Annotated in this window: 7 protein-coding genes and 2 rRNA genes; 7 read left to right on the plus strand and 2 right to left on the minus strand. The window is 54.4% G+C overall.

Features of this window, described 5'->3' with window-relative positions; genetic code table 11:
* Nucleotides 1-203: 203 nt before the first annotated feature.
* Together ACYOR7_RS03145 and ACYOR7_RS03150 are read left to right on the plus strand one after the other, a co-directional pair.
* Nucleotides 204-422 (plus strand): hypothetical protein, encoded by a 219-nt coding sequence (locus ACYOR7_RS03145; protein WP_479913085.1) that lies wholly within the window; start codon nucleotides 204-206, stop codon nucleotides 420-422.
* Between the two features lie 36 nt (nucleotides 423-458).
* Nucleotides 459-782, plus strand: a complete 324-nt coding sequence (locus ACYOR7_RS03150) for a hypothetical protein (protein ID WP_294806092.1) — start codon at nucleotides 459-461, stop codon at nucleotides 780-782.
* Here ACYOR7_RS03150 and ACYOR7_RS03155 read toward each other — a convergent pair.
* On the minus strand, nucleotides 779-2,887 hold the full coding sequence (locus ACYOR7_RS03155; RefSeq protein ID WP_479913086.1) for a thioredoxin domain-containing protein: 2,109 nt from the start codon (nucleotides 2,885-2,887) through the stop codon (nucleotides 779-781). The two genes, ACYOR7_RS03150 and ACYOR7_RS03155, sit on opposite strands and share 4 nt — an antisense overlap.
* Nucleotides 2,888-3,397: 510 nt before the next feature.
* Between ACYOR7_RS03155 and ACYOR7_RS03160 the strand changes: the two genes are divergently transcribed.
* The 4 genes from ACYOR7_RS03160 to ACYOR7_RS03175 all read left to right on the plus strand — a co-directional run bounded on the left by ACYOR7_RS03160 (nucleotide 3,398) and on the right by ACYOR7_RS03175 (nucleotide 9,540).
* Nucleotides 3,398-4,867: ribosomal RNA gene (locus ACYOR7_RS03160) — 16S ribosomal RNA — on the plus strand.
* A gap of 245 nt (nucleotides 4,868-5,112) precedes the next feature.
* A 23S ribosomal RNA gene (locus ACYOR7_RS03165) occupies nucleotides 5,113-8,083 on the plus strand.
* The 16S and 23S rRNA genes sit together here, the layout of an rRNA operon.
* A gap of 213 nt (nucleotides 8,084-8,296) precedes the next feature.
* A complete protein-coding gene (locus ACYOR7_RS03170) occupies nucleotides 8,297-9,286 on the plus strand; it encodes a DHHA1 domain-containing protein (RefSeq protein ID WP_479913087.1) in 990 nt (329 codons plus the stop codon).
* A 122-nt stretch (nucleotides 9,287-9,408) separates the two neighbouring features.
* The gene (locus ACYOR7_RS03175) at nucleotides 9,409-9,540 is read left to right on the plus strand and encodes a hypothetical protein (RefSeq protein WP_479913088.1); all 132 of its coding nucleotides are present in this window, start codon (nucleotides 9,409-9,411) and stop codon (nucleotides 9,538-9,540) included.
* A 5-nt stretch (nucleotides 9,541-9,545) separates the two neighbouring features.
* On the opposite strand, the gene ACYOR7_RS03180 is transcribed toward ACYOR7_RS03175, so the two are convergent.
* Nucleotides 9,546-10,022, minus strand: coding sequence for a RidA family protein (locus ACYOR7_RS03180; RefSeq protein ID WP_479913089.1), 477 nt, complete (start codon nucleotides 10,020-10,022; stop codon nucleotides 9,546-9,548).
* Between the two features lie 377 nt (nucleotides 10,023-10,399).
* Between ACYOR7_RS03180 and ACYOR7_RS03185 the strand changes: the two genes are divergently transcribed.
* Entirely contained in the window at nucleotides 10,400-11,767 is a 1,368-nt protein-coding gene (locus ACYOR7_RS03185; RefSeq protein ID WP_479913090.1) for a glycosyltransferase family 2 protein, read from the plus strand.
* Nucleotides 11,768-11,776 lie beyond the last annotated feature (9 nt).

The following is an 11,776-nucleotide window of genomic DNA, read 5'->3' on the forward strand; positions in this document are numbered from 1 at the left end:
GCGGTTGGCTATATCTGGCAAAACTATTTTCTGCCGGCAATTTCTGGCGAAATCTTGCGGTAAACACTTTTCCGCCATTTGCCGCAATGACTGGCCGTGATGACAGAGAGACTATGGCAGACACACTCTCGCATTTTTTGCAGCTTGTAGTGGCAATTTGCAGAGTTGCCAAAAGTTATACGCACGTTTCTCGGAGTATGGCCGTGAACAGCAGGCAGGCACGCTATGGCATCTATGCCTGCATGGCAGCCATGGTCGGGGCAGTCGCGTACGCGTTTGTCCGGCTGCACGGCCTCAACGAGCGCGCCGGCATGGACATCATTATTGTCAATATCGTGGTGTTCACGTTAAGCGCCGGGATAATGGTGTACCTGTCGTGGAAGGAGCGCGACATAGGGCAGGAAGAGATGTTCAGGGATTGATTGATATTTAGTAGCGACTTCCTCTATCTATTGAGCATGGACGATTCACCTCGGTTCAGGATAACCCAGCTGACAGACACCGGCGCAAACGTTACGCTTGCACTCACCGAAGACGTCGAACTGGAAACGGTGTCGCAGCAGCAGATGATGATAGAGGCCATCGACCGCGCCGTCATGGACAAGGAGGTAAAGGAGCAGATAAAGCCGGTACTGGAGGCGATACTTCGCGCCCAGCCCCAGACTGTCGTCAGGTCGTACTCGCAGACGGTGATACAGATAACGATGCCCAAGAGGCGCTATGAAAAGATAGGGAGGCCGCAGGTGGGCGAAAGAGTCAGCGTAGACATCAGCAGGGCCTAGCGCCGCCCTAGCTGGCGTGCCAGCTCGTTCCCCGTCGTTATCGGCAGTGAACAGGTAAAGTTCCTGCACACAAACGCCGTCTCACCTTTTTCAGAACTCCTGCCCTGGAAGAACGGGTATTTCTGCAGCGCCAGTATGTCATTATCTCCCGCCACGAACGCGGTGATGCCGTCGGGCAGGAACTGCTCTTTCAGCCACGCTGACATGCCTCCGCCTTTTCCGATGACCGTGACTTCGACCGGCTTTTTTACGTAAAGGTATATCGCGTTCAAGAGCTGCCCAAAGCCAAACGGGTTTTCTGCGGCCGGCCTTGCCCCTGACTTTATTATGCGCGTTGCCTTGTCGAGGTAGTCGTTGTTCTGCGTATAGTGGTACAGCCGGAGAAGATTCGACGCGGCCATCGAGTTGCCAGAGGGGATTGCAAGGTCGTGAAAGCTCTTGGTGCGCACTATAAGCTGCTCGTGGTCGTCGGAGGTAAAGAACAGGTTGCCCTCCTTTTCGTCCCAGAAATGCCTGATCATGAACTCTGTGTACCTTGCCGCCTTTTCCAGGTACTCTGGCTTGGATTCTACCGCAAACAGGTCGAGCAGCCCTGCCACGTAGAACGCATAGTCGTCAAGGTACGCGTTCAGCTTTGCCTGACCGTCCTTGAAAGTGCGCATCAGCCTGCCGTCCGGCGAAGAAGCAAGCCTGCTTTCGATGAACCTGACAGCGTTTTTGGCCGCGTCAAGATACCGTACGTCGCCGGTGACGAAATAGCCCTTGGCAAACCCCGATATCATCAGGCCGTTCCACGAAGTCAGGACCTTTTCGTCCCTGCCGGGCCTGACGCGCTTTTCCCGGACTGCAAACAGCTTGGTAGACGAGTCCTCGATTATCTTTGTTATCTCGTCCGGCGTCTTGCCGTACCTCTGCGCAATGCTTGCGACAGGCGACCTGACATTCAGTATGTTCTTGAACTCGAAATTGCCTCCCTCTGTCACGCCATAGCGCTCGCAAAACGCGTCTATTGCAAGCTGCTGGTCTTGCAGGATTTCCCTAATCTCCTTCTTGGTCCATAGGTAGAACTTGCCTTCTTCGCCTTCAGAGTCGGCGTCCTGCGCCGAATAAAATCCGCCTTCTTGGTGCGTCATTTCACGGATGACAAAGTCCAGCGTCTTTCTCAGGACGGCAATATGCTGCCCGTCCTTGGTTATCTGGAACAGTTCCGAATACAGCTGCGCAAGAAGCGCGTTGTCGTACAGCATCTTTTCAAAGTGCGGCACGAGCCATTTCTGGTCGGTAGAGTAGCGCGCAAATCCTCCTCCGAGCTGGTCGTGTATGCCTCCCTGCGCCATCTTGTCTGCCGTGAACACGACAAAATCGCGGAAGCGGTTGATGCCGGAAATGTCGTAATAGCGCAGAAGAAAAAGCAGGTTCGATGCATTTGGGAACTTGGGAGCCTGACCAAAGCCTCCGTATATCGTGTCACCCATCTGCAGGAGCCCCATGGCTGCCTCGTCCAGTATCGAGCGCTCTATGCCTGCCTTGGCTGTTGCTTCGCCTGCAGGCAGAGTGGCAACGTCACGTGCCGTCTGCGACAGCGCGTCCATAAACTCGGCGCTTGCCGACTCGACTTCGTTCTTTTTACTCTTGTATGCCTCTGCCAGCTGTAGCAAGATGGTCTTGAAGCCCGGCAGGCTGTATTGCCTGCCGTCCTTTGGAAAGTACGTGCCGACGTAGAATGGCTTTTGGTTCGGCGTCAGGAAAACCGAGAGTGGCCAGCCGCCAGTGCCCGTTGCAAGCTGGCACACGCGCTGGTAAATGTCGTCAATGTCTGGGCGCTCCTCTCTGTCGACCTTGATGCTGATGAAATGCTCGTTCATTATTTTCGCAGTCTCGTCGTCCTCGAACGACTCGTGGGCCATCACGTGGCACCAATGGCACGCGCTGTAGCCGACGCTCAAAAAGATGGGCTTGTTCTCCCTTTTTGCGCGCTCCAAAGCTTCTTCCCCCCACGCGTACCACTCGACCGGGTTGTAGGCGTGCTGCAAAAGGTACGGGCTGGTCTCCTGTACGAGCCTGTTTGGTTTAGTGTTGCTAGCATGATGAGGGTTATCGTGCATTGCTTGCAGGTTCTCCTGCACGCTATTTAGACTTTGTAGCGGTTTTTATTGAAGAGAAAATTTCTATGAAAAAAGCACAAAGCAGTAAAATCTTGAATTGCTTGGCGCCAAAACACATGATCAACTAGAACTATTGTTTACCCTGTAGAAATCAGGCATAGACTTTATTAGCAAGTCTATACAAGCTTTAACAAGCACTAAATCGGACGCTTGCAGTGGCCGGTAGTGATGTGGCTTCTCACGGTTGACGCTCGTTATGAAAGATTTATATCGGTGCCTTGTAAAGGAAATGAACGAACGTAACATCAAGGCGGCGTCAGTGATGATGTTGGTAATGAGCCATTTTGTGATTCACTGACCTCCAGTTGCGCTCATATCATGGGGATTCGATGTCAACATCGTTTCCGACATAGGTCACACGTGCAAACCCGTAACGACAATAGCGATCCGCACAATTACCAAGTTGTCCGGCCGTACTCTCATTAACGAGAAAAACAAAAAAATGGATTGACTCCGGTTGATCCTGCCGGACCCGACTGCTATCAGAGTGGGACTAAGCCATGCGAGTTAACGCAGCAATGCGTGGCATACGGCTCAGTAACACGTAGTCAACATGCCCAGGGGACGTGGATAACCTCGGGAAACTGAGGATAAACCGCGATAGGCCAAGGTTTCTGGAATGGATCATGGCTGAAACCTATATGGCCCCTGGATTGGACTGCGGCCGATCAGGCTGTTGGTGAGGTAATGGCCCACCAAACCTGTAACCGGTACGGGCTCTGAGAGGAGGAGCCCGGAGATGGGCACTGAGACAAGGGCCCAGGCCCTATGGGGCGCAGCAGGCGCGAAACCTCTGCAATAGGCGAAAGCTTGACAGGGTTACTCTGAGTGACGTCCGTTAAGGACGTCTTTTGGCACCTCTAAAAATGGTGCAGAATAAGGGGTGGGCAAGTCTGGTGTCAGCCGCCGCGGTAATACCAGCACCCCGAGTGGTCGGGACGATTATTGGGCCTAAAGCATCCGTAGCCGGTTCTGCAAGTCTTCCGTTAAATCCACCTGCTCAACAGATGGGCCGCGGAGGATACTACAGGGCTAGGAGGCGGGAGAGGCAAGCGGTACTCAGTGGGTAGGGGTAAAATCCTCTGATCCACTGAAGACCACCAGTGGCGAAGGCGGCTTGCCAGAACGCGCTCGACGGTGAGGGATGAAAGCTGGGGGAGCAAACCGGATTAGATACCCGGGTAGTCCCAGCTGTAAACGATGCAGACTCGGTGATGGGTTGGCTTTGGGCCAACCCAGTGCCGCAGGGAAGCCGTTAAGTCTGCCGCCTGGGGAGTACGGTCGCAAGACTGAAACTTAAAGGAATTGGCGGGGGAGCACCACAAGGGGTGAAGCCTGCGGTTCAATTGGAGTCAACGCCGGAAATCTTACCGGGGGCGACAGCAGAGTGAAGGTCAAGCTGAAGACTTTACCAGACAAGCTGAGAGGAGGTGCATGGCCGTCGCCAGCTCGTGCCGTGAGGTGTCCTGTTAAGTCAGGTAACGAGCAAGATCCCTGCCTCTAGTTGCTACTGCTGGTCTCCGGACTAGCAGGGCTAATTAGAGGGACCGCCGCCGCTGAGGCGGAGGAAGGAGGGGGCTACGGCAGGTCAGTATGCCCCGAAACCCTCGGGCCACACGCGGGCTGCAATGGTAAGGACAACGGGCTCCGATTCCGAAAGGAGGAGGCAATCCCACAAACCTTACCTCAGTTATGATTGAGGGCTGAAACTCGCCCTCATGAATCTGGAATCCCTAGTAACCGCGTGTCACTATCGCGCGGTGAATACGTCCCTGCTCCTTGCACACACCGCCCGTCGCTTCACCGAAGCTGGTTCTTGGCGAGGTGGCGCCTAATTGGCGCTATCGAACCTGGGGTCAGCAACGGGGGAGAAGTCGTAACAAGGTAGTCGTAGGGGAACCTGCGGCTGGATCACCTCCTTAGAATTTCGGCCGGACGACTTGAGTGTAAAGGACCGCCGTTGTCTGGGAACTACACGTGTGACCTATGAAAAAACATGCAACTCCATGCGTGAGCATGGGGCGAAGGACGCAGCAGGCGCTGCCTGCAATGACCGTCGTGTACAGGAAACAGAAACACGCCACGAAAACGATAGAGGAATGTAGCAAAGTGGCTTTACGGAAACGTTCGCGTAGAGTTTCCGGGGCTGCAATAGTGTTGGCCGGTGTACAAGTGCAAAGACGCCGGTTGAAGGATGACTCGGCTTGGTAAGTGATGAAGGACGTGGCAAGCTGCGATAAGCCCGGGGTAGGTGCATGCGACCGTTGATCCCGGGATTTCCGAATGAGGTCTCTCTTTACACTCCCTTGCTTTCAGCTTGGGAGGGCGAACCGTCCGAAGTGAAGCATCTGAGTAGGACGAGGAGGAGAAATCAATCGAGATTCCGCTAGTAGCGGCGAGCGAAAACGGAAGAGCCCAAACTGAACCTGCCACGGTAACGTGGTAGGGATGTGGTGTGCTATGGCGTTGGACGCAGTTCTCTAAGCAGAAATGTTCTGGAACGTACTGGCGCAGAGGGTGATACCCCCGTATGCAACGGGGAATTGGATTCTGCCATAGCGAGAGTAACTGGCCTTGGCAGTGGCCAGTGACTATGGGTGAAAGTAGCATCCAAGGCTAAATATTCACCAAGACCGATAGCACACTAGTACCGTGAGGGAAAGTTGAAAAGTACCCCGGAAGGGGGGTGAAAAGTGTCTGAAATCAACCGGTTACAGACGTGTACGGCTCAAAAGGAATCAGGTGGAGGTCCCGCAAGGGATTGAAGCCTTCCAGGGTCGTACGTTCCGTCTAGAAACACGGGCCAGGGAGATTGCTGTCATGGCGAGCCTAACCTGACGAGGGGAAGGCGAAGGGAAACCAAATCTGCGCAGCTTTGGCGAGGCAGAGGATCTGAAAGGGTCTTAAGTCATGGCAGTAAGGCTAGAAACCGGACGATCTAGTCCTGGTCAGGACGAAGGGGGGCTAACGCCCCCTGGAGGTCCGCAAGGGTCCTGACGTGCAAATCGGTCCCCAGAACTGGGATTAGGGGTCAAAAACCAATCTAGTCCGGTGATCGCTAGTTCCCACCGAAGTAGATCGCAGTCTTGTCTCGATGGAGGTTGCTTGTACTGTAGAGCACCGATCGGACGGTAAGGGCTCGAAAGGGCTCGCCGCCCATTCGAACTCCGAATGTACGGGCGCCGTAGAAGTCGGGAAGCGGGTTTATGTGGGGTAAGCCTCATAACCGAAAGGGGGACAACCCAGACTAAAGTTAAGGTCCCCAAATGTCTGCTAAGTGTCAAACAAAAAGGTGTTTTCGAGCAAAGACAGCAGGGAGGTAGGCTCAGAAGCAGCCATCCTTCAAAGAGTGCGTAACAGCTCACCTGCCGAGCTCGGAAGCCCTGAAAATGGACGGGGCTAAAGCAGACTACCGATACTTTAGGCCGCCGGCGAGGCCGGCGCGCGGTAGGTGGGCGTAGTGTTTGGGTCGAAGCTGGGCTGTGAAGTCCAGTGGACCGAACTAACTATTGCAGATCCTGGTGGCAGTAACAGCATAGCCGGGTGAGAATCTCGGCGACCGCAAGGGCAAGGGTTTCCCGGCAATGCGTCATCAGCCGGGAGTTAGCCGGTCCTAAGAGCAACCTCAACAGAGTTGCCCGAATGGGAAATTGGTTAATATTCCAATGCCATGAGGCGTCGTTATGACCTACCATGTCGCTTCAGGATAGGGCGAGCAGAACCGTCGTTCTGTTCAAGCTTACGAGTTTGGGGGAGTGCCGTAATGGCGAGATCCCAGACGAGTAGTGAATGGCCTGCCGCAAGGCGGGTTCGCTTGAATCCAGGAGACACTGAAAGCATGGCAAGGGAGATAGCTTCATGACCGTACCGAGAACCGACACTGGTGCCCTGGATGAGAAATCTAAGGTCTTTCGGGTATACCGTAAGGCGAGGGAACTCGGCAATCTAGCTCCGTACCTATGGTATAAGGAGTGCCTGAGGCTTTTGCGAGGAGCAGGAGCTTCAGGTCGCAGTGACCAGGGGGTCCCGACTGTTTAATAAAAACACAGGTGGTCGCTAGTCCGAAAGGATGAGTACGGCCTCTGTATCCTGGCCAGTGGCGGTACCTAAAACCTGAGTTCAATTGGGCTAAGGGCCGCTAAACGCCGGGAGTAACTCTGACTCTCTTAAGGTAGCCAAATGCCTTGTCGGGTAAGTTCCGACGTGCATGAATGGAACAACGAGGGCCCCGCTGTCCCCGCCTGCAGCCCGGTGAAGCCACTTAACGTGGACGAACAGTCCACGAACCTCTGTCGGGGAGAGAAGACCCTGTGGAGCTTTACTGCAGCCTGTTGTTGCGGTATGGTTGTGGATGCAGAGCGTAGCTGGGAGCCATCGAAGCCAGTCCTCCGGGATTGGTGGAGGCGCCGTTGTAACACCAGCCTTTCATTACCGTATCGCTAACCCGTTCTTACGGGGACATCGGCAGGTGGGCAGTTCGGCTGGGGCGGCACCCCCTTGAAAATGTATCGAGGGGGCCCAAAGATTGGCTCAGGCGGGACAGAACTCCGCCGGTGAGGGCAAAGCCAAAAGCCAGTCTGACTGAATTCCCAATGATACGGAATCCAGAGGCGAAAGCCGGGCTTAGCGATCCATCGTGTCCCCACTATTGGGGGCCGGTGGTGACAGAAAAGTTACCCTAGGGATAACAGGCTCGTCGCGGGCGAGAGCTCCCATCGACCCCGCGGTTTGGTACCTCGATGTCGGCTCTTCCCATCCTGGTTCTGCAGCAGGAGCCAAGGGTGGGGCTGCTCGCCCATTAAAGGGGAACGTGAGCTGGGTTTAGACCGTCGTGAGACAGGTCGGTCTCTGCCTGACAGGGGCGTGGTTGTCTGAGGGGAAGTCGCCCCTAGTACGAGAGGAACAGGGCGGCGAAGCCTCTGGTTTATCAGCTGTCCGACAGGGCATGCTGAGCAGCTAAGCTTCTTAGGATAAGTCCTGAAAGCATCTAAGGACGAAGCCTTTCCCGAGAAAAGACAGCCTTCCGTAAGGAGAAGGGCGGCCATAGAAGATGGCGTTGATGGGATGGAGGTGTAAGCACCAAGCTTCGGCGAGGTGTTCAGCCTGCCATCACCAACAGCCCAACGCACTTGAACCGGATTGTTCAAAGCAACCGGTTTTAGTTGGTGGATAGCCATCGGCACCGTTGCCATGGACGCACTATTCAGTCCCGGAACACGCAAAGAACGCGTAAGCCCATTTCGTAGTTGTGTTTCTGTTTCCTGAGCACGGCGGTCGCGTTTTCTTCTTTCTTTTTCTCTCTCGCATTTTCTCAAACTATTAATCCCGGCCAGCCACGGCTATGCTCTGTTGCCTGCTGAAGAAATCGTAGTTATGTCGCACAAGGAGGACGTCGATGGCCTCGCCTCGGCGGCGCTTGCCAAGGCCGCGTTTGACGCCCCGACCGTCATGCTTTCAGATTACCCCGCGCTGATTCCAAAACTGGAAAGGCTTGCAAATTCCGAGAAAAAGATTGACCAGCTGTTCATCTGCGACCTCGGGCTGTCGAAAAAGAACGAGCAGAGGTTTGTCGAGCTGCTTGCAAAAATAGTCGGCAAGGGCACAAAGGTGACCTACATCGACCATCATGACATCAGCAAGGAAACAGTCGCAGGGCTGAAAAAGGCCAAGGTGACTCTTGTGCACACGGTAAAAGAATGCACGAGCGTTCAGGTGTACCGCAAGTACAAGAAAAAGCTGCCCGAAGGCGCGACGTTTCTTGCAGCAATGGGCGCGCTCACCGACTATATGGAGAAAAAGCCGGCGGCGGCAAAACTTGTCCCGCGCTATGACCGGCAATTTCTGATGCTTGAAGCTACTTCACTTTCGTACATGATTTCTGCAAGCCAGAAGGATGAGGACTTTCTCGTGAGGATTGTCGACGCGCTGTCCAAGGGCAAGTACCCGCACGACGTCAAGGGTGGTTTTGAGCTTGCAGAGAGGTACGCCAAAAAGGTGGCAAACGCAGTAGAATCGATACGCTCCGGCATTGTGAAGCTGGACAACCTGGCGCACGCGCCGAGCACCGTCGAGTTATCATCGAGCATGGTGGTCAACTTTGTCCTTGGCTCGTCGGGCAAGCCTGCGGCCATGGTCTACAAACTGAAGGAGGACATTGGCTCGTATGTGGTCTCTATACGCGGCTCAAAGGACTGCAAGGTGCACCTTGGCCGGCTTGTAAACGACGTTGCAAGCAGCCTGGGTGGAAGCGGCGGAGGCCACGACAAGGCGTGCGGCGCAGTGATACCAAAGGACAGGCTGGGCGAATTCGTCAAGACGCTGGACTCAAAGATAGGCTAGCTGGAAGCGCATTCGCTGCAAATTATCTGCTAGCTGCATGACTGCAAAGACTGCCACTCTACGAGCCAACAGTGGCTGACCCTGCACGCAATATGGCTGTGACGCACTGCTTATTCGTGAATATGATGATGGAGCGTCACTGCTATGCCTGTGACGGATGCAAAAAGATATTCTCGCACGATTTTGAGCTTTTCGAGCACGAAAGGATCTCCGGCCACAGGGGAATTCTTACTCTGACAATCGACAAGGACTGAGAGCCCTATTCTTCTATCTCGGCGATAAATTCTACTTCCACCGCGCTGCCGAGGGGCAGGCTGCTTACGCCTACCGCGACGCGGGCGTGCCTGCCTGCGTCTCCGAATATCTGTACGAGAAGGTCAGATGCGCCGTTTATGATCTTGGGCTGGTCCACAAACGTCGGCTCGCAGTTGACAAACCCTGCCACCCTTACGATGCGCCTTATCCTGCCAAGAGAGCCGAGAGCGGCCTTTAGCTGCGCAAGTGCGTTTATGGTGCACAGGCGCGCGGCCTGCTGCCCTGCCTCAATCGAAACGTCCCTGCTGACCTTGCCCTTGAACTTTACCTGCCCTGCCTCCACCGGGATCTGGCCCGCTACGAACGCCAAGTTGCCGCTAATTACAACAGGCACGTACGAGCCGGCGGGCGCAGGTGGGTTAGGGAGCCTTATTCCAAGAGATGCAAGAGTCTGTTCTACTGCCGCTGCTGTAGTAGTCATACGGCCGCTATCAGCCCGATTGGAGTTATATTTGTCTTGTTCATCATCATTATCATCATCCGCAAGGCGAAATGAAATGCATAAGGCTGGCAAATCTCGCCTGCCTGGCTGCAAATAGAAAATGCATAGTCACTCTTATAGAGGCTGTCTCTTTCGCCGTTAATGTGCAATAATTTGAGTTATTTTCTCTGCAGGTGCCCCCGGCCTGACAATTCCCTTCACCTTAAAACTCGCTCAAGACGCGGTTTCTTTTAGCCATGAACAAGACAGCATTCTCAATTGTCAAGAATGGTTGATTGTAGACTGATGCCTGCACGCCGGTTTTCCAATTGGCGCTCACATCATCGTAATTGCTGCTGGAGGATTGCATAAGAAGCATGGAAGTACTCAAGCGAGGAATCGTCGCACCGCAAAAGCTCACGCCCAGAAAAAAAGCCGCAAGAGCGCTCATCATAACGGGCGCCGGCGCCCTCATCGCCACGAAACTGTACATGCTGTTTTTCTATCTCGACCCGATTCTCGGCATATACAGTTTTCTCACAACGTTTTTGGTTTTCAGTTCATTCATCGTTTCCTACACGATGTATAGGGACCCTGTCTATGGTAAAAAGAAAGACAGCAGCAAGAATGCCGGCGGCGCCCCCTTTAGCGCGCGGGAACCCCTTGTGAGCGTGATAATCCCTGCCAAGAACGACCCAGTCATGATAATCGAGGCAGCCAAGTCGTGCCTCGCCTCGACGTACAGCAATATCGAGGTGATAATGGTAAACGACGGCTCGACCGACGACACTGGCCATGCGATGGACCAACTGAGAAAGCAGTTCCCAGATAGAATAGCGGTCATACACCTAGCACAGAACGTCGGCAAGAGAAAGGCCGTCAGGGAAGGCATAGTCTCAGGCCCTGCCAAGGGAGAAATAATACTCCTCATCGACTCTGACTGCGTGATTGAAAAAACCGCCATAGAGCGCATGGTGAAGGTCTTTGACGACCCTGATGTTGGCGCCGTATCCGGGCACGGCCGCGCGGTAAACGCGGACCAGAACACCTTGACCAAGATGCAGGACACCTGGTACGACGGCCAGTTTTCCATAATGAAGGCGATGGAAAGTGCCTTTGGAACCGTGACCTGCTGCCCCGGAATCCTCTCTGCATACCGCAAGGAGGCCATAATGCTCGCCCTTGACAAATGGGCAAACGACGTGTTTCTGGGGGCCGATTTCACCCTGGGCGACGACAGGCACCTGACAAGCTACGTCATCGGCGGCAACAAGCACTACCTCGACAAAGAACAAAAAGTGTGGAAGGCCAAGTATTGCGAAAGCGCAATCGTATACACCGAGGTCCCGCACAGGTTCAAGAAATTCATGTGGCAGCAGATACGCTGGAAGAAAAGCTGGCTGCGCGTGTTCTTTTTCACCGCGCCATACTACTACAAGGACAGAAACGCGTTTGCAGCGGCCACGTACTATTTGCAGATGATATGGTCGTTCCTCTCGCCCGTCATTGCCATCAGGTCGCTCATACTGCTTCCACTCGAAGGCCAGTACTGGTCCGCAGTGGTGTACATAGCCGGGCTTCTCTTCATCGGGCTTCTCTTTGGAGCCGAGTTCAAGCTGAGAAACCCCGATACCGGCGGCAAGTGGGCGTACAGGCTCACCTGGTCGGTGATGGGCTTTTTCCTCAGCTCGCTTGAATACTACTCGTTCCTCACGGTGAGGAACAAGTCGTGGCTGACAAGGTGAGAGCAAGAG

This window comes from Candidatus Nitrososphaera sp. 86-2, from assembly GCF_056726185.1.

Coding starts and splice junctions, on each gene's coding strand:
- ACYOR7_RS03150 (WP_294806092.1), top strand. CDS start 459: ATGGACGATTCACCTCGGTTCAGGATAACCCAGCTGACAGACACCGGC.
- ACYOR7_RS03180 (WP_479913089.1), bottom strand. CDS start 10,022: ATGACTACTACAGCAGCGGCAGTAGAACAGACTCTTGCATCTCTTGGA.
- ACYOR7_RS03175 (WP_479913088.1), top strand. CDS start 9,409: ATGATGATGGAGCGTCACTGCTATGCCTGTGACGGATGCAAAAAGATA.
- ACYOR7_RS03185 (WP_479913090.1), top strand. CDS start 10,400: ATGGAAGTACTCAAGCGAGGAATCGTCGCACCGCAAAAGCTCACGCCC.
- ACYOR7_RS03155 (WP_479913086.1), bottom strand. CDS start 2,887: ATGCACGATAACCCTCATCATGCTAGCAACACTAAACCAAACAGGCTC.